Origin of the sequence: Candidatus Palauibacter sp., from assembly GCF_965208055.1 — a bacterium.
Classification (GTDB): domain Bacteria; phylum Gemmatimonadota; class Gemmatimonadetes; order Palauibacterales; family Palauibacteraceae; genus Palauibacter.
Window position 1 is genome coordinate 1,409,092 of the sequence record NZ_CBDBNY010000004.1, and the last position, 22,189, is coordinate 1,431,280.

General features: G+C 68.3%; 22 protein-coding genes and 2 tRNA genes. 8 read left to right on the plus strand and 16 right to left on the minus strand.

Annotation, left to right across the window (positions count from 1 at the left end; all coding sequences use genetic code 11):
* Window positions 1-12: 12 nt before the first annotated feature.
* From rplK to ACOGXI_RS06490, 12 genes are all read right to left on the minus strand, one after another.
* A complete protein-coding gene (gene rplK, locus ACOGXI_RS06435) occupies window positions 13-444 on the minus strand; it encodes a 50S ribosomal protein L11 (RefSeq protein WP_310779559.1) in 432 nt (143 codons plus the stop codon).
* Window positions 444-1,025, minus strand: coding sequence for a transcription termination/antitermination protein NusG (gene nusG / locus ACOGXI_RS06440; RefSeq protein WP_419938051.1), 582 nt, complete (start codon window positions 1,023-1,025; stop codon window positions 444-446). Before nusG ends, rplK begins: the two co-directional genes overlap by 1 nt.
* Window positions 1,018-1,224, minus strand: coding sequence for a preprotein translocase subunit SecE (gene secE, locus ACOGXI_RS06445; RefSeq protein WP_419938052.1), 207 nt, complete (start codon window positions 1,222-1,224; stop codon window positions 1,018-1,020). Before secE ends, nusG begins: the two co-directional genes overlap by 8 nt.
* A 9-nt stretch (window positions 1,225-1,233) precedes the next feature.
* Window positions 1,234-1,383, minus strand: a complete 150-nt coding sequence (rpmG, locus tag ACOGXI_RS06450) for a 50S ribosomal protein L33 (RefSeq protein WP_419938053.1) — start codon at window positions 1,381-1,383, stop codon at window positions 1,234-1,236.
* Window positions 1,384-1,392: 9 nt separating this feature from the next.
* On the minus strand, window positions 1,393-2,586 hold the full coding sequence (gene tuf, locus ACOGXI_RS06455) for an elongation factor Tu (RefSeq protein ID WP_419938044.1): 1,194 nt from the start codon (window positions 2,584-2,586) through the stop codon (window positions 1,393-1,395).
* Between the two features lie 120 nt (window positions 2,587-2,706).
* Window positions 2,707-2,789: transfer RNA gene (locus ACOGXI_RS06460), tRNA-Tyr, on the minus strand.
* An 84-nt stretch (window positions 2,790-2,873) separates the two neighbouring features.
* Window positions 2,874-2,946: transfer RNA gene (locus ACOGXI_RS06465), tRNA-Thr, on the minus strand.
* Window positions 2,947-3,048: 102 nt separating this feature from the next.
* Window positions 3,049-4,524 (minus strand): cysteine--tRNA ligase, encoded by a 1,476-nt coding sequence (cysS, locus tag ACOGXI_RS06470; RefSeq protein WP_419938054.1) that lies wholly within the window; start codon window positions 4,522-4,524, stop codon window positions 3,049-3,051.
* Window positions 4,521-5,144 carry a hypothetical protein gene (locus ACOGXI_RS06475; RefSeq protein WP_419938055.1) on the minus strand — a complete coding sequence of 208 codons (624 nt, stop codon included), beginning with the start codon at window positions 5,142-5,144 and terminating at the stop codon, window positions 4,521-4,523. Before ACOGXI_RS06475 ends, cysS begins: the two co-directional genes overlap by 4 nt.
* Window positions 5,145-5,181: 37 nt before the next feature.
* A complete protein-coding gene (locus ACOGXI_RS06480) occupies window positions 5,182-5,658 on the minus strand; it encodes a YkvA family protein (protein ID WP_419938056.1) in 477 nt (158 codons plus the stop codon).
* 156 nt (window positions 5,659-5,814) lie between these two features.
* Window positions 5,815-7,671 (minus strand): glutamine--fructose-6-phosphate transaminase (isomerizing), encoded by a 1,857-nt coding sequence (gene glmS / locus ACOGXI_RS06485; protein WP_419938057.1) that lies wholly within the window; start codon window positions 7,669-7,671, stop codon window positions 5,815-5,817.
* Window positions 7,672-7,678: 7 nt separating this feature from the next.
* Window positions 7,679-9,064, minus strand: a complete 1,386-nt coding sequence (locus ACOGXI_RS06490; RefSeq protein ID WP_419938058.1) for a phosphoglucosamine mutase — start codon at window positions 9,062-9,064, stop codon at window positions 7,679-7,681.
* Between the two features lie 197 nt (window positions 9,065-9,261).
* On the opposite strand from ACOGXI_RS06490, the gene ACOGXI_RS06495 reads away from it, so the two are divergent.
* The 8 genes from ACOGXI_RS06495 to ACOGXI_RS06530 all read left to right on the plus strand — a co-directional run bounded on the left by ACOGXI_RS06495 (window position 9,262) and on the right by ACOGXI_RS06530 (window position 17,929).
* Window positions 9,262-10,422, plus strand: coding sequence for a cystathionine gamma-synthase (locus ACOGXI_RS06495; RefSeq protein ID WP_419938059.1), 1,161 nt, complete (start codon window positions 9,262-9,264; stop codon window positions 10,420-10,422).
* Between the two features lie 150 nt (window positions 10,423-10,572).
* On the plus strand, window positions 10,573-11,562 hold the full coding sequence (locus ACOGXI_RS06500) for a M48 family metallopeptidase (RefSeq protein ID WP_419938060.1): 990 nt from the start codon (window positions 10,573-10,575) through the stop codon (window positions 11,560-11,562).
* A gap of 54 nt (window positions 11,563-11,616) precedes the next feature.
* Window positions 11,617-12,945, plus strand: coding sequence for a phosphoribosylamine--glycine ligase (purD, locus tag ACOGXI_RS06505; protein WP_419938061.1), 1,329 nt, complete (start codon window positions 11,617-11,619; stop codon window positions 12,943-12,945).
* 9 nt (window positions 12,946-12,954) lie between these two features.
* Window positions 12,955-13,806, plus strand: coding sequence for a bifunctional DNA-formamidopyrimidine glycosylase/DNA-(apurinic or apyrimidinic site) lyase (gene mutM / locus ACOGXI_RS06510; RefSeq protein ID WP_419938062.1), 852 nt, complete (start codon window positions 12,955-12,957; stop codon window positions 13,804-13,806).
* Window positions 13,807-13,969: 163 nt separating this feature from the next.
* Window positions 13,970-14,563: an RNA polymerase sigma factor gene (locus tag ACOGXI_RS06515; RefSeq protein ID WP_419938063.1), complete on the plus strand. Its 594-nt coding sequence runs from the start codon at window positions 13,970-13,972 to the stop codon at window positions 14,561-14,563.
* 60 nt (window positions 14,564-14,623) lie between these two features.
* Entirely contained in the window at window positions 14,624-15,409 is a 786-nt protein-coding gene (locus ACOGXI_RS06520) for a hypothetical protein (protein WP_419938064.1), read from the plus strand.
* Window positions 15,406-17,007 carry a hypothetical protein gene (locus ACOGXI_RS06525; protein WP_419938065.1) on the plus strand — a complete coding sequence of 534 codons (1,602 nt, stop codon included), beginning with the start codon at window positions 15,406-15,408 and terminating at the stop codon, window positions 17,005-17,007. Before ACOGXI_RS06520 ends, ACOGXI_RS06525 begins: the two co-directional genes overlap by 4 nt.
* A 40-nt stretch (window positions 17,008-17,047) precedes the next feature.
* Complete coding sequence (locus ACOGXI_RS06530; protein ID WP_419938066.1) at window positions 17,048-17,929, plus strand: hypothetical protein; 882 nt, start codon at window positions 17,048-17,050, stop codon at window positions 17,927-17,929.
* Here ACOGXI_RS06530 and ACOGXI_RS06535 read toward each other — a convergent pair.
* The 4 genes from ACOGXI_RS06535 to ACOGXI_RS06550 all read right to left on the minus strand — a co-directional run bounded on the left by ACOGXI_RS06535 (window position 17,926) and on the right by ACOGXI_RS06550 (window position 22,188).
* Entirely contained in the window at window positions 17,926-18,843 is a 918-nt protein-coding gene (locus ACOGXI_RS06535) for an Mrp/NBP35 family ATP-binding protein (RefSeq protein WP_419938067.1), read from the minus strand. The two genes, ACOGXI_RS06530 and ACOGXI_RS06535, sit on opposite strands and share 4 nt — an antisense overlap.
* A gap of 14 nt (window positions 18,844-18,857) precedes the next feature.
* Window positions 18,858-19,109: a NifU family protein gene (locus tag ACOGXI_RS06540; protein WP_419938068.1), complete on the minus strand. Its 252-nt coding sequence runs from the start codon at window positions 19,107-19,109 to the stop codon at window positions 18,858-18,860.
* 107 nt (window positions 19,110-19,216) lie between these two features.
* Window positions 19,217-21,616: a penicillin acylase family protein gene (locus ACOGXI_RS06545; protein WP_419938069.1), complete on the minus strand. Its 2,400-nt coding sequence runs from the start codon at window positions 21,614-21,616 to the stop codon at window positions 19,217-19,219.
* On the minus strand, window positions 21,613-22,188 hold the full coding sequence (locus ACOGXI_RS06550) for a hypothetical protein (protein ID WP_419938070.1): 576 nt from the start codon (window positions 22,186-22,188) through the stop codon (window positions 21,613-21,615). The genes ACOGXI_RS06545 and ACOGXI_RS06550 overlap by 4 nt, the downstream gene beginning before the upstream one ends.
* Window position 22,189 lies beyond the last annotated feature (1 nt).

Sequence of the window (22,189 nt, forward strand, 5' to 3'; positions counted from 1 at the left end):
GGTCTCTCCCGATCAGTCGGCCCGCTCGATCCCCATGGATCGTGCGGTGCCCGCGATCATCCGCATCGCGGCCTCTTCATCGGCCGCGTTGAGATCCTTCATCTTGATTCTGGCGATCCTGCGCAGCTGGTCGTCCGTGACCTTGCCGACCTTCTCCCGATTGGGGACCGGGGAACCCGATTCGAGACCGAGTTCCTTCTTGAGCAGTTCCACCGCCGGCGGCGTCTTGGTGATGAAACTGAACGTCCGGTCCTTGTAGACCGTGATCTCGACCGGGATGATCGTGCCGGCTTCCTGCTGCGTCTGCGCGTTGAACGCCTTGCAGAAGTCCATGATGTTGAGACCGTGCTGGCCCAGCGCCGGACCCACGGGCGGGGCCGGATTCGCCTGCCCCCCCGGAATCTGCAGCTTGATGAACCCGGTAACCTGTTTCTTCGGCGGCATCAGAACCCCTGCAACTGCGTGTAGTCCAGTTCAACCGAGGTCGGGCGCCCGAACAGGCTCACCTGCACGCGCACCTTGCCCTTCTCCGCAAACACTTCTTCCACCGTTCCGCTGAAATCGCTGAACGGTCCTTCCATGACTTCCACGACCTGCCCCGGCCGGAAGGGGATCTCCGTTTCCGGGCCCGCCTGCTCGAGTTCATCCGCGATCCCGAGGATCTTGTTCATCTCCTCGGTCTTGAGCGGCTGGGGATCCTTCCCGCTCCCGACGAACTTGATGACGCCGGGCACGTTGTTCACGACGTACATCGTGTTCTGGTCCAGCAGCATCTGAATGAGCACGTAGCCCGGGTAGAGCCGCTTCGTCGATTTGACGCGCTTCCCTCCCTTGATCTCGACAACTTCCTGCGTCGGGACGATGACCTCGCGAATCGGGGGCTCATCCCCGTACTCCTGGATCTTCTGCTCCAGAAGCGTCTTCACTTTCTTCTCGTGGCCCGAATACGTCTGCAGCGCGTACCAGCGCAGCACAGCCTCGGGAGATCCCGTCTGCGCGGCTCCCGCGCCCGCCGACTCAACCACCGAACGACCTGACGACGAACCGCACCGACGCCGCGAAGACCGAATCCATGGCCCCGATGACGATGGCCATGATGAAGACGAAGATCAGGATGCCGATCGTTGCACCGCGCAACTGATCCTTGTCGGGCCATGTGACCCGACGCATCTCGACCTGTACCTGTTCCGCGAATTCCTGGGTTCTTCTGACGATGCCGGCCAATCGAATCCCTTACCGTGTTTCTTTGTGCATTGTGTGTCCGTTACAGCGGCGACAGTACTTCTTCTGCTCGGCCCGCTGCGGATGGGTCCGCCGATTCTTCGTCGTCGAATAGTTGCGCTCTTTGCATTGCGTACATTCGAGCGTAATCCGAGCCCTCATTTGTGTTTCCTAGTCGTGGATGGCGGTGACGACCCCGGCGCCCACCGTCCGGCCTCCCTCGCGGATCGCGAACCGGAGGTTCTCCTCCATCGCGATCGGCGCGATCAACTCCACCGCCATATTCACATTGTCTCCCGGCATCACCATCTCCACACCCTCGGGAAGCTCCGCCGAGCCCGTCACGTCCGTCGTCCGGAAGTAGAACTGCGGACGGTATCCGTTGAAAAACGGCGTATGACGTCCGCCCTCGTTCTTCGTCAGCACGTACACCTCCGCCGAAAACTTCCGGTGAGGCGTGATCGACCGGGGGTGCGCCACCACCATCCCGCGCTCCACCTCCGTCTTCGCCACGCCGCGCAGCAGAAGCCCCGCGTTGTCCCCGGCCTGGCCCTCGTCCAGGATCTTCCGGAACATCTCCACCCCCGTCACCACCGTCTTCTTCTCCGAGCCCAGGCCCACCAACTCCACGCCCTCGCCCGTCTTCACCACTCCGCGCTCGATCCGGCCCGTCACCACCGTCCCGCGACCCGTGATCGTGAACACGTCCTCCACCGGCATCAAAAACGGCTTGTCCGTCGCTCGCTCCGGAACCGGAATGTAGCTGTCCAACGCCTCCATCAACTCCCCGATGCACGCCGTCTCCGACGCCGACGGATCCCCGCTCTCCAACGCCTGCAGCGCCGAGCCCCGCACCACCGGCACATCATCGCCCGGAAACTCGTACTCGCTCAGCAACTCCCGTACCTCCAACTCCACCAGGTCCAGCAACTCCTCGTCGTCGACCTGGTCCACCTTGTTCAAAAACACCACGATGTACGGCACGTTCACCTGACGCGCCAACAAAATGTGCTCCCGCGTCTGAGGCATCGGACCGTCCGCCGCCGACACCACCACGATCGCTCCGTCCATCTGAGCCGCGCCCGTGATCATGTTCTTCACGTAGTCCGCGTGCCCCGGGCAGTCCACGTGCGCGTAGTGGCGTCCCTCCGACTCGTATTCCACATGCGCCGTCGCGATCGTGATCCCCCGCTCCCGCTCCTCCGGAGCCTTGTCGATCTGATCGAACGCCACGTACTCCCCGTATCCCTTCTGAGCCTGTACCTGCGTGATCGCCGCCGTCAGCGTCGTCTTCCCGTGGTCCACGTGACCGATCGTTCCCACGTTCACGTGAGGCTTCGTTCGCTCGAACTTTTCCTTCGCCATCGCCCCTCGTTCTCCTCTCGGACTTCGGGTTCGGCGGAGTGGCCCGCGACGGGCGCTTCTCCTGCTCGTCCTGCTCGCGCGCGGGCTACGCCCTTTGTTTCGTCAGTGGTCTCGTGAAGGTGGTGGGGGGAGGATTCGAACCTCCGAAGGCATAAGCCAGCAGATTTACAGTCTGCCCCGTTTGGCCGCTTCGGTACCCCACCGCCGGTACCTGGCGCCCGATCGACGCCCGATCGATGAGTTCCAGGGTGCGCCGCTTCGGGGCGGCTGTTCGTCCGACTCGACCGAGCTGGCGGTGGGACTCGAACCCACAACCTCCGGATTACAAATCCGACGCTCTACCGGTTGAGCTACGCCAGCGACCCTTCCGCACAATAGTCTTCTAACATATCGGCATGCGTGACCCACCGTCAAGGTGTTTTCGAGCATCCGATTCGGGCGCCGTTCGCGAGCGCCGGCGCGTCATCTTGCCGCCCCGAGCGGACGCGGCACCTGGACCGTGCGACCCCCCATCCGAAGGCGCGTGAACTCCGCCAGATCCTCCACGATCACCCCACGGGCCTCGAGTTCGGCGCGAATCGCGTCGGCGCGCGCGAAGTCCCGGCTCGCCCGGGCGCGCTCACGTTCCCCGACGCGCGCCGTGGCCCAGGCGACGAGCTCGTCGTCGTCACCGGATGACTCCCGGTCCCGCACGGCCAGCACGCCGAAGACGCGATCGAATGCGTCGATCACGTCGAGGGCGGCCTCGGTGCCCGACGGGGCCAGGGGACGGGCGCCGTCGAGTAGGTGATTCGCTTCCCGAACGAGCCCGAACACGGCCGAAAGCGCTTCACTCACGTTCAGGTCGTCATCCATCGCCGCCTCGAACGCAGCGCGCGCGCGCGCCGCGACCTTGCCGAGATCGGTCGACGCATCCGTCTCCGCCTCGCCGGCCTCGCGCGCGCGGTTCCTGAACTCGTAGAGGCGGGTCACGGCCTTCGCCGCGGCCTCCAGGCCGTCGAACGTGAAGTTCAGCTGGGCCCGGTAGTGTCCGCTGAGCAGCAGATACCGGATCGCGGAGGGCGCGTGTCCGCGTTCGACCAGTTCCGGGATCGTGAAGCAGTTGCCGAGCGACTTCGACATCTTCCGGCCTTCCACCAGAAGGTGCTCGGCATGGAGCCAGAACTCCGAGAACTGCTTCCCCGTCGCCCCTTCCGACTGAGCGATTTCGTTGGTGTGATGCGGGAAGAGGTTGTCCACGCCTCCGGCATGGATGTCCAGCGTTTCACCCAGATGGTGCATCGCCATCGCCGAGCACTCGAGGTGCCAGCCCGGCCGGCCCGGCCCCCACGGAGAGTCCCACACCGCTACGGTTCCGTCGCCACCGCGGTCGCCGCCCTTCCAGAGGACGAAATCTCTCGGGTCGTCCTTGTCGTACTCCTCATCCCCGGCGGCCCTGCCGGCCGCCTCGAGTTCCCTGGAGTCGATGCCCGCCAGCCGCCCGTATTCGGGGGAACGCCCGATCGCGAAGTACACGGAACCGTCGCTCTCGTACGTGAGTCCTCGCTCGGAGAGGACCTCGACCAGCCGGATCATCCCTTCGATGTAACGGGTCGCGCGCGGCCGATGCTCGGGTTCCTCGAGCCCCAGCGTGTCCCAGTCCTCGAGGAACATCTCGATGACGGGATCCGTGACCTCGGCCAGCGGCACGCCCCGGGCGGAGGCCGCCGCGATCGTCCGATCATCGACGTCCGTCAGGTTCATGACCTGGCAGACCTCGTATCCCCTGAACCGGAGGTAGCGACGCAGCAGATCTTCCCACGTAAAGGCGCGGAAGTTCCCGATATGCGCGCGGTCGTACACCGTCGGCCCGCAGGTGTACATCCGCACCCGGCCCGGTTCGACGGGCTTGAACGGGCGGAGCCGCCGCGTCAGGGAATCGTAGAGTCGGAGGCTCATCGCCCGCCCGGGGGAAGGTAGTGTTCCGTTCTCCAGATGCGGTAGGCGGCGATTTCCTCCGCACGACGCGCGCGGGAGATCTGCAGACAACCACCCAACTGGCGATCCGACCGGTCGAGGATGAGTCCCGCGAGGACGCCGGCCTCGCGCGCGAACGCGAGTTCGTCCAGCGGCTCGTACGCGGGACCGCCGAAGAGGAGTCGCGCCGCGATCCACCCGTCGACGAACCCGTCGACCGCCTCGACTTCCCGGGAGACGAGCACGTCGCAGGCCACGTCGGGATCCTGACGCACGGCGTGCATTCGCAGGACCGCGTAACTCTCGTAGGCCCGGCCGGCCTCCCGCAGATTTCCCGGCATCACGAGCGCGGCGCTCGAATCCGTCACGACCTCGACCGCGTTCCACGGCCACGCGTCCCGCGCCTCGGACTCGTCGAGGTCGCGGCCGAACGACCGGAAGTAGAGCACGAGAGGGTCCTCCACGAGATCGGTCATGAGGGAGTCGGAACGATCCCGGAAGCGGAGGAGGAGGTCGGCCTCGAACTCCGCGACACTGCCCGAGGGGGCCGTCAGGCGATACTGGGCGTCGACCGACTCCGCACCGACGAACCCGGCGAGCACGACCAGCGCCGCAGCGACCCGCAGTCGGCGGCTCCGGCTACCGGCCGTCCGCCGCGAGGACGAGTTGGGGGCGTTCCGCTTCGGAGTCCGACCGCCGGTCGAGGAGGCCGGCGAATTCGAGAACGTCATCGCCCGCCCCGCCGAGCAGTTCGCACTCGCGGGCGAGCAGATTGTTCGAGACTTCGAGCGCCGAGCGCTCGCCGGTCCAGTGCTCCTCCACCACATCCCAGCCAAGCTCCTCTCCGATCCGATGCGTCACATACGCACAACAGAAAACATCATCCAGAAAACCGTACGGCCCGACCTCATCTTCCGGGATCACATCGTCCGGGCTCACGAGGTAGGCGATGGCCGCATCCACCAGAATCCTCTGCTGCCGAGTCAGGCGCGGGTCCTTCATGAGGGTGAACATCAACAAACCGTAGACGGGCGCGAGGATGACGACGTCACGCAGCGTGCCGGCGTATCGTGCGACCTGATCCTTCAGACCCTGGAGGTAGGCGCTGCTTGGCATCCCCTTCCAATCCCGATCCCGGTGGATCGCGCTACCGGGCGGCCAGCCTGACGGGTACGACCCGGCGGCGGGCGCGACGCCCAAAACATACAACCGGCTCTTTCCCCCTGTAACCCCTTCACTCCGCGCGGTGGCGGGGTCCGGGCGTGCGACGGACTACTCGACCGTCACGGTCTTCGCGAGGTTCCGGGGACGATCCACGTCGCAGCCCCGCAGGACCGCGATATGATAGGCGAGAAGCTGGAGCGGAACGACGTTGACGATCGGTTGCAGGAGAGGCAGCGTCGCGGGCACCGGGATCAGGTGATCCACCTTCCGCGCGAGTTCGGCCTCCCGGCGGGTCACGAGCGCGATCACGCGGCCGCCGCGCGTCTTAACCTCCTCGATGTTCACGAGCACCTTCGAGTAGACGGCGCCGCGCGGAGCCATGAAGACGACGGGCATGTCCTCGTCGATGAGGGCGATCGGGCCGTGCTTCATCTCGGCCGCCGGGTATCCCTCGGCATGGATGTAGGAGATCTCCTTCAGCTTGAGCGCCCCCTCGAGGGCGATCGGGAAATTCGGGCCCCGTCCCAGATAGAGGAAGTTGCGAGCAGGGGCGAACTCCTCCGCCACCCGCCGGATGTGGTCCTCCGTCGCCAGAACTTCTTCGATGAGGGCGGGAAGCCCGTCGAGGGCGCGCACGAAGCCGCGGCCCTCCTCGCGGCTCATCCCGCGCCGCCTCGCCATCATGAGGCCGAGGAGCGCGAGGGACACAACCTGCGCCACGAAGGCCTTCGTGGACGCGACGCCGATTTCCGGACCGGCGTGCGTGTAGATTCCGGCGCGCGTCTCCCGCGCGATCGTCGAGCCCACCACGTTGACGACGCCGAAGGTGGGGGCCCCCAGCCGTCCGGCTTCCCGCACGGCCGCGAGCGTATCCGCCGTCTCTCCTGACTGCGAGATGCCGCCCACCAGCGTCCTCGGGGCGATGATCGGGTTCCGGTACCGGAACTCGGAGGCGTACTCCACTTCGACCGGAAGGCGCGCGAGTGCCTCGATGAGGTATTCCCCGACGAGCGCGGCATGCCAACTCGTTCCGCACCCGGTGAGGACGATGCGCTCGGCCCCGTCGAGGTCCGGGCGGAACTCGTCGAGCCCGCCCAGCCGAGCCGTGCCTTCCTTCGCCAGCAGCCGCCCCCGCATCGCATCGCGCACGGTGTGCGGCTGTTCATGAATCTCGCGGAGCATGAAGTGGGGGTATCCCGCCTTTTCGATCTTCTCCAGGTCCCAGTCGACGCGGCTGACTTCCTTCGGGACGGGCTCCCAGCCGACGCGGCCGCGGTCTTTCCCGACATCGATGGTCTGGTGCCCCGACGACGTGAGGACGGCCATTTCGTCGTCCTCCAGATACACGATGTTGCGGGTGTGTTCGAGAACCGCCGCCACGTCCGAAGCCACCCAGGTCGCTTCTTCGTCCGTCTTTCCGATCCCGAGCAGCAGGGGGGCGCCGCGGCGGGCGACGACGATGCGCGCGGGGTCGTGCACGCTCATGGCCGCAAGCCCCAGCGTGCCCTCCACCTGGGTCAGTGCGGCGGCGACGGCGCGTTCCAGGTTCCCCTCGAACGCTTCCTCGATCAGGTGCGCGACGACCTCGGTATCGGTCTCCGACGTGAAGCGGTGGCCGAGTTCCGAGAGCTTCGTGCGCAGTGCGTCGCAGTTCTCGACCACACCGTTGTGAACCAGCGCCACGTCGCCGCGGCAGTCCGTCAACGGGTGGGCATTGGCGCGGGTGGGCGCGCCGTGCGTCGCCCAGCGAGTGTGAGCGATTCCGGCCTTTCCGGAAGGCGGGACTTCGACGAGCCGCTCCGCCAGGTCGTCGACGCGGCCCGCGCACTTATGGAGATCGAGCCCCGAACCGGTGTGGACGGCGAGGCCCGCCGAGTCGTACCCGCGGTATTCGAGGCGGCGGAGTCCGTTCAGAAGAAGGGGGGCCGCGTCCCCTGCACCGACGTATCCTATGATGCCGCACATTCGCCGATCAGACCCCGCGTCGCACCAGGGCGTCGATCCAGTCCGCGCGTTCGCCCGCCAGTTCCTCCCCGGGCGCCTCCGCCATGATGCGGAAGATCGGCTCGGTCCCGGACGGTCTGGCGTGGATCCACGACCCATCCGGCCACTCGAGCCGGATCCCGTCCTGCCGGTCCATCTCCGCTTCGGACGGGGCCGCGGCCGCGATCGCGGCGAGCGACTCCTCCATGCCCAGTCCTTCCCGGGAGATCGTGCGCTTCACGATCCGGTACGAGGCACGCTCGGCGACGACGGCGCCGAGCGTGGAACGGCTCTCCGCGAGGAACTGCAGGATCAGGGCGGCGGCCAGCGGGGCGTCCCGCGTGAGGTGGAGTCCCCCGTAGATGACGCCGCCGTTTCCCTCTCCCCCGATCGAACTCCCCACCTCGAGCATGCGGGCGACGACGTTGGCCTCCGCTACCGGCGTGCGGATCAGCGGTACGCCGACGCGATCCGCCGCGTCCTGTATCAGGCGGCTCGCGGAGAGGTTCGTCACGACGGGCGCGGGCTCGCGGGCGGCGACGAGTTCGACGGCCAGCGCCAGCGTCCAGTCTTCGCCCACGGGACGCCCGTTCTCATCCACGAGGGCAAGCCGGTCGACGTCGGGGTCCACGGCGAAACCGATGTCCGCGCGCACCTCCGTGACACATTCGGAGAGCTTTCCGAGGTTCTCCACCAGAGGCTCGGGAGGGCGGGGGAAGCGGCCGTCCGGTTCGAGATCGAGCCCGCTCACCCGACAGCCGAGACGCTCGAGCAGCGGGAGCATGATCGGCCCCCCGGCGCCGCGCACACAGTCGAGTGCGACGTGGAACGCGTTCGACGCGATGAGTTCGCGGTCGATGATCGGCAGCGACAGAATCCGCTCGACGTGGGCGCGGCCGGCGCCTTCCCGCGCGCTTCGGTCTCCCATGCGGGCGGACCCTGCGTATTCGATGGATTCGATCTCTCCCTCGAACCTTCGCTGGACATCCCGTCCGGCCGCCGGCGAGAGAAACCGCCCCTCGCGCGCCACCAGCTTGAGCCCGTTCCACGGCGCGGGGTTATGGGAGGCCGTGACGAGGAGTCCGCCCACCGCCGCCTCGTCCTCCTCCACGGCGAGGAGACCCGTGGGCGTCGCCACGATCCCGAGGTCGCACACATCCAGCCCGGCGGCCCGGACCCCCGCCGCCACGGCGTCGAGCAGCACCGGTCCGGAGACGCGGCTGTCGCGGCCGATCAGGACATGCCCCCGGCCGGGAGCCCCGGCGGCGATGTGGGTGGCGAAGGCCGCGCCGTAGCGGGCGGCGATGTCGGGCGTGAGCCCTCGTCCCACGATGCCGCGAATGCCTGAGGCAGAAACGATGAGCGACCTTGACACGCTGCGTTCTCCAAGTTTTCCGGCGGGATCGAATCTGCCGACCGTGAGACGGACGCGGGATCTTAATGGTTGGGCGTCCGCGCGGCTTGCGGCGCCTCTCCGGTCGCCCTCCCCTCACGGCGGGAATACCTTGCGCGCTCGACCGCGATGCGTCGTGCCACGCGTCGTCTGCCTCTACCCGAGCCGGAGATGAAGACGTGGACCCAGCCGCCCGACGGTTCGGAACCCGGGCCATTCACGCCGGGCAGCGCCCCGATCCCACGACCGGGGCGATCATGATGCCGATCTTCCAGACATCGACCTACGTCCAGGACGCCGTCGGTTCGCCGCGCGACGGTTACGACTACGCGCGCGTCAGGAACCCCACGCGCGACGCCCTCCAGGCGAATCTGGCCGCTCTCGAGAACGGGCGGTACGGCGCGGCGTTCTCCTCGGGTCTCGCCGCGACCGAAGCCATCGTCAAGACGGTGCTCAACGCGGGCGACCACCTCATCTGCGGCGCGGACGTCTACGGGGGCGTCGATCGCATGCTGCGCCACGTGTGGGAGCGGTTCGGAGTCGACTTCGATTTCGTGAACACGGGGGATCTCGATCAGGTTCGCGCCGCGATCCGCCCGGAGACGCGTCTCATCCACGTCGAGACGCCGAGCAATCCGACGATGACGATCACGGATATCGCGGCGTGCGCCGCGATCGCTCACGAGGCGGGGGCCGTATTGTCCGTCGACAACACGTTTGCGACGCCTTTTCTCCAGCGTCCGCTCGACGATGGCGCGGATGTCGTGATGCACTCGACGACGAAGTTCCTCAACGGTCACAGCGACATGATCGGCGGCGCGCTGCTCACGAACTCCGGGGAACTCGCCGAGGGTTTTCACTTTCAACAGAAGACGAGCGGAGCCATCCCGGGCCCCTTCGACTGCTGGCTCGTCCTGCGCGGCACGAAGACGCTGCACCTGCGCATGCCGGCCCACTGCCGCAACGCGCAGCGGGTCGTCGATGTCCTGCAGGGGCACGACGAAGTCGAATCCGTGCGCTATCCCGGGCTCGAAAACCATCCGCAGCACGCCCTGGCCAGGCGCCAGATGCGCGACTTCGGCTCGATGGTGAGCTTCGACCTGGGCACGGAGGAACGGGCCAACCGCTTCGCCGGACTCACAGAGGTGTTCCAACTGGCCGAGAGTCTGGGCGGGGTCGAGAGTCTCGTATCCATTCCCTTTTCGATGACCCACGCTTCGGTACCTGACGAAAAGAAGCGGGAGATCGGGCTGGGGCCGGGACTCGTCCGACTGTCGGTGGGCGTGGAAGACGCGGACGATCTTGCGGAAGACATCGAGCAGGCCCTCGCCCGTCTCTGAGCGGCGGGGAACGCGGTGCCGCAGTCTCGACCATCGAAACAGGGAGTTGAAACAGGGAATCGGGGCCGGACGTAAAGCCGGGAGCGCGGAAGCCGGTCCCGCGAATCGGCCGGCTCACATGGGCGCGACTTGACGCGCAGGGGGGGATTGATGTCGGCAGGCGACGAACACCAGAGACGGATCCTCACACAGATCGCCGCGGTCTCGTGGGAACACCCGGCGGACCGGGCGGCACTGAATGCGCTCCGCAGGATTCCGGGGTTCGACCTCGCCCTGCGAAAGATCCTCGCGCTGTTCGGGGAGCGCGCGCTGCGGCTGGCCTTCAAGGCAAACGCGGTGCGCACGTCGGAAACGCAGTACGCATGGGTTCATGCCCGTCTCGCCCGCGTCTGTGAAGTGCTCGACGTGGCGAAGCCGCCGGAGTGCTACATCTCGCAGACGCCGATCGTGAACGCGGGGGCGGTCGGCTTCGGCGAACCGTTCATCGTCCTCAATTCCTCGATGCTCGAGATCCTCTCCGAGGATGAGGTCGAGAGCGTGCTCGGTCACGAGGTCGGACACATCCTGTCCGGTCATGTGCTCTACCGGACCCTGCTGATCCTGATTCTCAACCTGGTGATTCTCCGATACACGCTCGCGGGATTGGCGCTGCGGCCGATTCTCATGGCCCTCATGGAGTGGTACCGGAAGAGCGAACTCTCGTCGGACCGGGCCGGGCTCCTCGCGGTGCAGAATCCGCGGGTCGCGATGTCCGCGCTGATGCAGCTTGCGGGCGGCGGGCGGGGCGTCACCCTCAACCTGGACGAGTTCATCGCGCAGTCCGACGAATACCGGGCCGGCGGCGATCTCCTCGACGCCGTCTACAAGGTGCTCAACGTGCTCGGCCAGACCCATCCGTTCGCCGTGATCCGCGTGGCCGAACTGCGCGACTGGATCGAGAGCGGCGAGTACGACCGCATCCTGGCGGGCGAATACCAGCACCGGGACGAGAACGACGACCGCCCGTATCGCGAGGATCTTCGCGAGGCGGCGAAGGGCTACCAGGACGGCGCGCGCGAACTCTTCGACGAGGTCGACGCCGCGGTGGATCGATTGCGGGATCGGCTGACCGGCGCCTTCAAGGGACGCTCGGAAGACTAGCAACCCGCGGCAAAAGCCGTTGCCGGGACGCGGCCGGCACGTCATCCTGCCGCCATGAACCTCCTCATCATCGGAAGCGGCGGCCGGGAGCACGCCTTCGCGGACTGCCTCCGCCGCGACGCACCGGACGCCAGGATCTACGCGGCCCCCGGCAACCCGGGCATGCTCGGCGCGGCGGAACTCGTCGACATCCAGGCCGGAGACGTAGGAGGCCTGCTCGACTTCGCGGCGGGGCGGGGCATCGACCTCACCGTCGTCGGCCCCGAGGCCCCTCTCGCGGCGGGCATCGCCGACCGCTTCGCCGAGGCCGGCCTGCCCGTCTTCGGGCCCGACCGGGCGGGAGCCCGCCTCGAGGCTTCCAAGGCGTTCGCCAAGCAACTGATGCGCGACTGCGGCGTGCCGACGGCGGATCACGAGACGTTCGACGATGCCGCGGCGGCGCTGGACTACGTCGCGGGCCACGAGGAACCGCTCGTGGTCAAGGCTTCCGGCCTCGCGGCCGGCAAGGGCGCCATCGTCTGCGAAACGCGCGGGGAAGCCCGGACGGCGATCCGGGAGATGATGGTCGACCGCAAGTTCGGGGACGCCGGCGGGCGGGTCGTGATCGAGGAGTTCATGCGCGGCGTGGAGCTGTCCGTGTTCTTCGTGGCGGACGGCGAGCGCGCCGTCCCCCTGCTCACGTCCCGGGACTACAAGCGGGTCGGGGAGGGCGACCGTGGCCTGAACACCGGCGGCATGGGGGCGTACTCCCCCGCGGCCCCGGCGGGCCCGGACTTCATCGACGAAGTGCGCCGCGAGATCGCGCAACCGGTGCTCGACGCGATGGCGGAGTCCGGCGCCCCCTATCGCGGTTTCCTGTACGCCGGGCTCATGCTGACCGCCGACGGGCCGCGCGTCGTCGAGTTCAACTGCCGGATGGGAGACCCGGAGACGCAGGTCGTACTTCCGCTCACGAGGTCGAACCTGCTCGAGCCGATGCTGCGGGTCGCGCACGGCGAATCGCTCGCCGGCTGGCGCCCCGAAGCCGCCTCCGGGCACGCCCTCGTCACCGTCATGGCGAGCGCGGGGTATCCCGAAGGCTCCGATTCCGGGCGGCCGATCGAGATTCCGGCCTTCGACTCCGCCAAGGTGAGGGTGTTTCACGCCGGGACCGCGATGAAGGAGGGGCGGCTGGTCACTGCCGGAGGGCGGGTGCTCGGGATCACCGGGTTCGGCGGGACGCTTGAAGAAGCGGCGCGGCGCAGCCGCGCGGCCGCGGCCCGGATCCGATTCGATGGCGCCCATTCGCGATCCGACATCGGGTGGCACGAACTGGATTCCGGCCGGCTCGGTCCGGACGAAGCGGCGCGGATCCATCCTTCGGGAACCGCCTCGGACGGTTAGCGGCTCATCGTGCCGGAACTTCCCGAAGTCGAGACGATGCGCCGGGACCTCGCCCCGCTGCTCCGGGGCCGGCGGATCCGCCGCGTCCGCGTCCATCACGACGACTTGATCCTCGGAGGGCTTTCGGCGCGGTCGTTTTCCCGCGCCGTGCTCGGGCGCGCCTTCGGAGACGCGGACCGCCGGGCCAAGTACCTGCTCTTCCCGCTCCACGCGGCGGAGGGGATCGACGGTCCGGTGGAGCAATTGATGCGCGTCCAGGTCCGCATGACCGGCCGTTTCGCGCTCGCCTCGGAACGTCCCGACTCCCCGGAGTTCCGGCATCCGGGCCTCGACCTCGAACTCGACGATGGCCGGACGCTGTTCTACGACGACGTCCGACGTCTCGGCGGCTTCGACCTGCTGACGCCCGAGGCATGGAAGGCCCGCGCGGACGCGCTCGGACCGGAACCCCTCGGCCGAACGTTCACCGCCGCGCGGCTGGCTCGGATCGTCGCGCCGCTGCGGGCCCCGATCAAGAACACGCTGCTGGACCAGCGGCGGGTCGCGGGTGTGGGGAACATCTACGCCAGCGAGGCATTGTACCGCGCGGGGATCGACCCGCGCCGACCCGCCGGCTCGCTCGACACGGAAGAGGTGCGCCGCCTGCATCGGGCGGTCAGGGCGGTCTTGCGCGAGGCGCTCGAGAGCGCGGGGACGACGCTCAGGGACTATCGCGCCGTGAACGGCCGCTCGGGCTCCTTTCAGACGCGGCTGGACGTCTACCAGCGCGAGGGAGTCGGGTGCCCGGGTTGCGCCCGGCCGATCAGTCGGATCGTGCAAGCCGGACGGAGTTCGTTCTTCTGTGCCGGCTGCCAGAGCTAGCGTCGCCCCCCCGGTGACCGGATCGGCGCATGCCGACGACGGCCTTCGGTGCGCATATTGGTCGCGGAACGGGGTAGGGTGGGTCGAAACCCGGCACGCCACGTCGGCGGCGGCGATCCGGCCGCTGCCGGCGCGCCGCCGCGACCCGGAGGGACAGGATCGAGTGAGCTACTCGGATCACAGCGAGCAGACGCTGGTGGAGATGTGTCTCCGCGGCGACGAGCGGGCCGCACGCGAGATCGTGCTTCGGTTCGAACGTCCGGTCTTCTCTCTCATCTTCCGAATGGTGCGGGACCGTGAACTGGCGGAGGACCTGGCCCAGGAAACGTTCGTCCGCACGCTGAACAATCTCCGCAGGTACGATCCCTCCTACAAGTTCTCCTCCTGGCTCTTCAAGATCGGCTACAACCTGACGATAGATCATCTGCGCAAGAAGGAACTCGATGTCGTTTCCATGCACGGGGCGCCGGACGCCGTGACCCCGGATCGCCAGGCCGCAACGGAAATCACGCTCGTCTCGGGCGACGAACGACCGGATGAACTTCTCGAGGCCCGTGAACTCGGATCCGAGATCGAAGCGGCCATCGGACAACTGCGACCCGAATACCGAACCGCGATCCTCCTGCGGCACATCGAGGGCTACGCGTACGACGAAATCGCGCAGGTGATGGAGATCCCGCTCGGGACGGTGAAGACCTATATCCACCGGGCGAGAAACGAATTGAAGGCCGCTCTCGTACATCTGACGGAGCCGTAGCAAGCCCGCGGGTGCTTCTTCCGCGGGTTGCCGACGCCTCCAGGGAGAACAGGAGTGAACTTGTCGCACCTTACACCTGAGGAAATCGAGCGATTCGCCAGCCGGAGGTCGGCGGCGTCCCCGCACGGGACGATGGCCGCGCATCTGGTCGCGTGCGCCCGGTGCCGGAAGGAAGTGGAGGCGCTGCGGGACGTCGTCGCGTTTCTCGAAGGCCTGACCGCGCATCGCCCGACCGACGGATTTGCGGAGAGGGTCGCACGGCGGATCGACTTCGCGGGCGCCGCGCTCGACCGCCGGTTGGCACAGTTGCCCGAGTGGTCGCCCACGCCTTCCTTCGCGAGCGATGTCCTGGCGCAGGTCGACCTGCCTCATCCGGCGCTCGACCGCGCGCTCTCCGGGCTCCGCGCCTGGTCCCCCGCTCCGGCGTTCGCCTCGGCCGTCATGGCCCGCGTGCGATTGCCGGTCCCGTGGCCCGAGCGCCTCCTCCGCTTCGCGCGGCGGCGCCGGGCGGCGCTGGCCACAGCGGGTGCGGCCACGCTGACCGTGTCGGGAGGCGCCGCGGCCTGGCTGTTCGGCGCGCAGGGCCTGGCCCCCGGTCAGCTTCTCGCAGTCGCCTTCAGCGGTGCGCGGACCGTGCTTGTCGACGCCATGCTCGCGGCGGGCCGCCTGGCGTACCGTTTCGGCCTCGTCGACGCGGGCGGATCGATTGCCGACCGGATCAGCCCGACCGCCGCGCTCGGCAGCCTGGCGCTGTCGAGTCTCGTCGGGCTCGCCTCTCTCTGGTACATGGCCAGACTGTTCCGGCAGCCGCTCCCACGACGCGTTCGCATCGAGAGGGCCGCATGACCCGGGGGCTGGCGTTCCTGGCCTGTCTCGCGGTCGCGCTTCCCGTCAGCGCGCAGGAGGTCGGCATCGCCGACGCCGCGATCACGCTCTCGGCCAGCGGCCGGGCCGAGCTGTGGTTCGAACTGGAGAGCGGAACGGAGCATCGACTTCGTTTCGAGGGCGAGACCGTCGAGGTCGACGGAATCGGGGTCGGATCCTATGCGGTGCGCGGCGGCCTGGAGAGCGCCTGGCGTGAGTTCCTCCGCGAACACGCGGGAGAGGATGCTTCCGCGGTGCGCGGCGGCCTGGTCGATTTCCGGCGGTTCCTGGAGGAGTGGAGATCGTCGGAGGAGGCCACCGACCGGCACGCGGCCCTGGCCCTCGCTGGTCGGATCGACGCGATTCTCGGGCTCGCCGCGCCGTCGCCGACCGGCGCGGCGCCGGCCCTTCCGACGGGCGAGGCGGCGCCGGCGGTGTCCGGTCGATCCGGACCCATGCAGATCGTTCCCGGCGGATTGGGTTTCGACGTCACCGGCGAGCTGGATCGCCTGCGCGACGCGCTCGATCGGCTCGGCGAGTCCGGCGAGTCCATCGAGGATGGGCTGGCCATGATCGTCCACGGCGACCATGAGGTCCTCGCCGAGGCCACGATCCCCGGAGACATCGCCATTCTCGACGGAACACTGAGACTCGCCGGGGGCGTCGAGGGCGACATCCTCGTGCTGGACGGCACGCTCGTGCTGGACGGCAGCGCCCGCGTGCGAGGCGACGTGCTTCAGGTGGGAGGCGACGTCGACTTCAGCGAAGATGCGTCGAGCGTCGAAGGGGAGATTCTCTCCGACATCCGGCTGGCGCCTTCGGAACCCTCCGCGAGGTCGGCACCGGACGCTCCCTCCGTTCAGCGGGTCGAGTCGTTCGAAGCCCCGATGCGGATGCGGCCGGCGCAGCCGGGCCTCGGATCGCGTCTCGCGCGCAACTTCGGACGGGCTGCCGAGGGCGTGGTCGCCGCGGGGTGCGCGTTCATCGTCCTCGCCGCCCTCGGCTTGCTGCTCGTGTATTTCGGGCGCCGCCGACTGGAAACCGTCTCGGATACGGTTCGGCTGGAGTTCGCCCGTTCGTTTGCCATGGGCCTCGCCGGCGAGGTGCTGTTCCTTCCCGTGCTTCTCGTCCTCACGGTGCTGGTCATCACCTGGCTGGTCCTACCGTTCTTCCTTCTCGCCGTATGGCTCGCCGGGGTCTTCGGATATCTCGCGGCGGCGCACGCCGGCGGCGAGATCTTCGCCCGACGCCGCTTCCGCTCCGAATGGCTGGAGAGACTCCGTCGCTCGAACTCCTATTACTACGTCGTCAGCGGACTCGCGCTTCTGATGCTCCCCTTCGCCGCCGGCGCCGTCCTGTGGGTGTTCGGCGGCGCGGCGGACTTCGTACGCGGCCTGATCCTCTTCGTGGCCATCGTCGGCACATGGGTCGTCGTCACGGCCGGTTTCGGGGGCGTCCTGCTCACGCGGGCCGGCGGAAGGAGCGTCGTGATCGACTGGTCCGCGGACAGCGCCCCCGATGGCGGTGCGTCGCCGGCGGCCGCGGCCGATACGCCCTCCGACACCGTAGACGATGCCTGATGCCCCGCTAGCGCGCCCGGCGGCACGGATGCTGCCGGGCGTGCTGATTCTGCTGTTGTTCGGCGGAGCGCGGATGCCGGTCGTGGCGCAGGAGTGGCGGGATTTCCGGACGGCACGGCAACTCGGCGACCTGGAAGCGCTGGAAATCGAACTGATGTACGCGGGCGGGCGGCTCGACGTATCCCCGTCGGACACACATCTGCTTTATGACGTGCGGCTCCGGTACGACGCGGAACGTTCCCTGCCCCGTCGCGAATGGCGCCGAGTCGGTCGAACCGGGCACCTTCGGCTGACCACGGCTTCGTCTTCCGAGGACCGGCGCGATGCCGACGATGCGATGCGGTCCGGCGAGTTGGAACTCGAGCTCGAGGATCTCCCTCGTAATGCGGACGCGACGGGAAGGCTGGACCTGTCGCTGAACTCCTCGGTGCCCACGGATCTGCGGCTGGGGATCGGTGCCGGACGAGCGCGCCTCGACCTCGGCGGCGCCCACCTTACGGCGCTCGAGATCATCACCGGAGCCGGCGACGTGGAGGTCGGTTTCGCCCGCGAGAACCGCACGGCGATGGAGTTGCTGTCCATCAAGTCTGGCGCGACGGCCTTCACGGCCGAGAACCTCGGCAACGCCCGCTTCCGGCGCCTCGAGTTCTACGGTTTCGTCGGCGACGTGGTCCTGGACTTCTCGGGATCGTGGCGATCGAGCGCCGAGGCCGAGATCAGGATGGGGCTGGGCGAACTCCTGATGCGGATTCCGGCGCATATCGGCGTCCGCGTTCGGCGTAGCGGCCTCGCCTCACTGAACGCCGCGAGCTTCGAGAAGGTGGGAGATTACTGGTTAAGCCCAAACTGGGACACGGCGCGCGTGCGGCTGGAGATCACGCTGGTCGCCGGGCTCGGCTCGGTCATCGTGGAGCACGGCTAGCCGCCGGCCGCCTCCTGGCGTGTGGCCTCCACCGCCTCCAGGCGGGTGACGGCCTCGGACGCGATACCTGCGAAAGCTCGGGATTCCGGTGCATCGGGTCTTCCGATCGACGTCGGGACCCCTCGATCGCTCTCCTCGCGAACCGCCACGCCGAGCGGCACGGCGCCCAGGAAGGGTACGTCGATCGAACCGGCGAGTCGCTCACCGCCGCCGGCGCCGAAGATGTCGTGCGTCTCGCCACAACCGGGACACGCGAAACCGCGCATGTTCTCGACGATGCCGAGGACCGGCACCTCGAGCTTCTCGAACATCCGGATACCGCGCAGCACGCCGCCGACGGCCACATCCTGGGGGGTGGTCACCATTACCGCTCCGTCCACGCGCACGAGTTGACACAGCGACAACTGGGCGTCGCCCGTCCCCGGCGGCAGATCGATCACGAGGTAGTCGAGTTCCCCCCATGCGACCTGCTGGAGGAACTGGCGGATGACCCCCATGATGATGGGTCCGCGCCAGATCGCCGGGGCGTCCTCTTCGATGAGGAAGCCGATGCTCATGAGCTTCACCCCGTGCGCCTCCAGGGGCACGACCTCTTCGCGGTCGATCCGGGGCTTCTCCTGGATACCGAACATCGTCGGGATGTCCGGGCCGTAGATGTCGGCGTCGAGCAGGCCGACGCGATGGCCCTGCCGGGTCCAGGTGGCGGCAAGATTCGTCGAGATCGTGGATTTTCCGACGCCGCCCTTACCCGAACTCACCGCGACGACGCGACCCACGCCCGGCATGGGCGGCGCCTGCGAGGGATGCCGACGCGCCTCTTCGCGGGGGCCCTCCTTCGGCGGCGGCCCCTGGCCCCCGGGCGGGGGGTCCATGATCGGAAGCGGCCGGGAGCCGCGGGTCGGTGTGTCGGACACGGGTCGGCGCTCGACTACGCGACGGCCTCCACGGAATGGACTATTGGAAGCGCATGGCAGAGGTGCTGTTCGATCCCGGCACGAAGCGTGGCGGTCGACATGGGACAGTCGTAACAGGCGCCGACGAGCCGGACCGCGACGCGTCCGCTTTCCGCGTCGAACGAAACGAGTTGAATGTCCCCTCCATCCGCGCGCACCGCGGGACGGATGTCGTCGAGGAATCTCTCGATCTCATCGAGTGTGCTCTCAACGGTGGCGATGCTCAAATCGTTTGGATCCTGGCGCGGGTCGGGGAGCGCTTCCGTGCCCTGCCGACACCTCGAAGTCGACGGGCCAGCGGGCTTGAGAAAGGTAGGATTCCGCCGTCCGGCGGTCAACGAGAGCCGGGCAGAAATCGGAGCTCGCTTTCCACCGTTGCGGACGGCCGGCCCGGGCGGAGTTCGATGAGCGGACTCTCGGTCCACACGGCGCCCATGTCTCGATAGTGTGGATCGAGCGGGTTCCCGGCCTGGCCCGTGGGCAGCAGGAAGTAGCCCGCCATGTCCGCGGGCGCGGCGCGAGCGACGAATCTCGCGCTGGGGCCGTATTCGCTCACGACCGGGGACCTCCACGCCGTGGAGTCGAGACGCGATCTCAGAGACGGGGCGTCGGGGCGAACCGTGTGGGGCCCGCCACGCGACGGATAGGGTCCGACGTGGAAACCGAACAGGCGGTCGAGCCACGCCACGGTTCCGAGCGGGTGGGCCGACCGCTCGCGATGGATTTCTCCCCACGAGCTCCCGGGCACGCCCGCTGCGGTGCGGGCCGCCTCTTCCTCCAGCGTCTCGAGGCGCTCGACCTCCGGCGTGCGCGAATCGTCGACCCAGGCGCTGTCGCCGGTCTCGACGATCTCCATGAACGCGAGATCGGGGAACCACCCGTCTCCGTCCTCGAATTCGTCGGCGACGATGAGCTCGCGCAGGCGGTAGAGCCAGGTGAAGAAGGGGACGGCGCCCCGACTTTCCGTTTCGATGCGCAGGTCCCAGCGCTCGAGCCGAAGCGCGAGCGAATCGAGGCCCGCGCGGCGCGCGGCGCGGACGGCGCGTGGCCGGTAGCGCTCGGCCCAGAGGCTGTGGCTGTCCAGCTGCGTCTCGCGCATCTCCTCCACCGTCCAGTCCGACGCGCGAGACACGAGGTCATCGATGCGCCGAGCCCGGAACGGCGCCGGATAGTACGCGCCCACCCGTCCGAACAGGGGCCGTGCCTGGAGGTTGTTCGCGCTGACGAGATATCCCCGTTCCGGATCTCGCAGCGCCGGCATCGCCTCCGGCGGCCAGAAGCCCGGCCAGCCCGCGGGCAGGCGCTCGAAGGAGATCGGGGAGGCGCCCTCTCCCGCCGGACGCAGGGGCACGGACCCCGCCATGCGGTAGCCGATCTCTCCGCTCGACGCCGCATAGATCACGTTCTGGTGAGGCGAACGAAAGTGCGCGACCGCCTCCACGAACGCGTCCACGTCGGAGGCCCGGTTCATCCGGAGGAGCGCCGCAAAGGGACCCCCGGGCTCAAGGCCCGTCCACAGCAGCGACAGCGTGAGTCCTCCGGCCGGGACGACGTCGGTGATCACCGGTCCGCGCGCCGTCGAACGTACGACCCAGCTCTCCGGCTCGTCGCGACCCCGCACGTGGATCTCCTCCGTACGGGTTTCGAAGGGTCGCCAGTCATCGGCGTCGCGATACATCGACCCGTCCAGGTTGATGCCTTCGACGACGAAGTCCGCGTCGTCCACCTCCCCGTTCGTGAACGACCATGCGACATGGCGGTTGAGCCCGACGATGACGCCGGGAGCTCCCGGGATGGAGAGGCCCGCCACGGCCAGGTCCGAATCCTCGGCCACGATGGAGTTGAGGTACCACGTGGACGGCGCGCGGAGGGCGAGGTGCATGTCGTTTGCGAGCAGTGGAACGCCATCCGCGGTGCGCGAACCCGCCAGAGCCCACGAGTTCGAGGCGTGGAAGCCGAAGCGGGAGAGATAGGTCAAAGGGTCGGGGGATGAAGCCGCGGCGCCCGGGTCCGGAGGCATCGGGGTCTCCGCGAAGGCGATACGCGGCGGCGCGGTGCCGGAGGGGAGCGTGTCCTGGAGGATGGTGGGCCCCCACGCGGGGTATCCGGTCCCCAGCGCCCGACGGTGATCCGCGTCGAGCGTCGCGAGCGCCGTGATCCGGTCCAGTTCCTCCCGCCACTCGGAGAGATCCAGGGACATGATGCGCCCGATCGAAAGGGACGCCTGCGGACTCCAGCGCTGCGGCTCGATGCCGAGGATAAGGAATTCGGGGGGCCACGGCCCTCGCCAGCTCGCGATGCGGGCGTTGACGCCCTCCGCGTAGGCTTCGAGCAGGGCCTGCTCCGATCCCGCCATCTCGTCGAGTTCGCGGCCCGCCGCCGACCACAGGTCCAGCGTGCGCGCGAGGCGGTCCGCGTCCAGGGCGATCGGACCGAAGAGTTCGGCCAGGCGTCCGCGCGCGACCCGCTGGAAGAGTTCCATCTGCCACAACCGATCCGAGGCGTGCATGAACCCCTGGACGCGCATGACGTCGAGTTCGGTCCCGGCGGCGATGGAGGGAACCGCCCACTCGTCGAACGTGACGACGGCCGGCTCCGCCAGGCCCGGGAGGACGTGCCGGCCGGATCGCGGCTGCATGGATCGTTGCAGATGGAACCACGCAAACGTCGTGAGAACCCCCACGATCACAAAGCCGGCCGCCAGCACGACTCCCGCTCGGCGCCGAAGGCTCATGGGTCCCCGCCGTCCGCCGGAGCGGGAGACTGCGGCTCCGCATCGAGCAGGGCGTGGTGTAGCGACACATACCGCTCGCCGTCACGAATGACGAGCGCCCGGGCGACAAGGTCATCGAGCAGCCCGCGCACCCGGTCGAGAGGAAGTTCGAGCCGGTCGGCGAGCGGAGATGCGCCGGTGCGGCCGAGACTCCATATCTCGCGCCACACCGCGCAGGCGCCGGGATCGAGCGCGCCCATCAGCAACGGTTCCCCGTCGGTATTCTCGGCGGCGGCCGCGAGCCCCCGGTGCCGCAGGACCGAATCGATCGGTCCGAGGTGGTGCTCCGCGATCCCGCGAAAGAGGATGAAGGACCGGCGCGGCGAGGCGTCCGAACCGAGCAGGACCAGCTTCGCGACGATTTCGTCCGCGCAGGAGAAATCGATCACGGGGACGTGGCGCAGGTCGAGGACCGCGAGGACCGCGCGGTCGGCATCGGCGATCTGGCGTTCGACCGTCGCCCGCACCGTCCGTCCGGTCGGACGCGTGACGAGGTAGCTGAACAGCGTCGTGTGGGCGACCGCCGGTCTCACG

Bases quoted from the DNA above. Each gene is read 5' to 3' on its own strand.
- rplK (WP_310779559.1), bottom strand. From the start codon at position 444: ATGCCGCCGAAGAAACAGGTTACCGGGTTCATCAAGCTGCAGATTCCG.
- rpmG (WP_419938053.1), bottom strand. From the start codon at position 1,383: ATGAGGGCTCGGATTACGCTCGAATGTACGCAATGCAAAGAGCGCAAC.
- tuf (WP_419938044.1), bottom strand. From the start codon at position 2,586: ATGGCGAAGGAAAAGTTCGAGCGAACGAAGCCTCACGTGAACGTGGGA.
- cysS (WP_419938054.1), bottom strand. From the start codon at position 4,524: ATGAGCCTCCGACTCTACGATTCCCTGACGCGGCGGCTCCGCCCGTTC.
- ACOGXI_RS06480 (WP_419938056.1), bottom strand. From the start codon at position 5,658: ATGCCAAGCAGCGCCTACCTCCAGGGTCTGAAGGATCAGGTCGCACGA.
- glmS (WP_419938057.1), bottom strand. From the start codon at position 7,671: ATGTGCGGCATCATAGGATACGTCGGTGCAGGGGACGCGGCCCCCCTT.
- ACOGXI_RS06500 (WP_419938060.1), top strand. From the start codon at position 10,573: ATGTCGGCAGGCGACGAACACCAGAGACGGATCCTCACACAGATCGCC.
- purD (WP_419938061.1), top strand. From the start codon at position 11,617: ATGAACCTCCTCATCATCGGAAGCGGCGGCCGGGAGCACGCCTTCGCG.
- ACOGXI_RS06525 (WP_419938065.1), top strand. From the start codon at position 15,406: ATGACCCGGGGGCTGGCGTTCCTGGCCTGTCTCGCGGTCGCGCTTCCC.
- ACOGXI_RS06545 (WP_419938069.1), bottom strand. From the start codon at position 21,616: ATGAGCCTTCGGCGCCGAGCGGGAGTCGTGCTGGCGGCCGGCTTTGTG.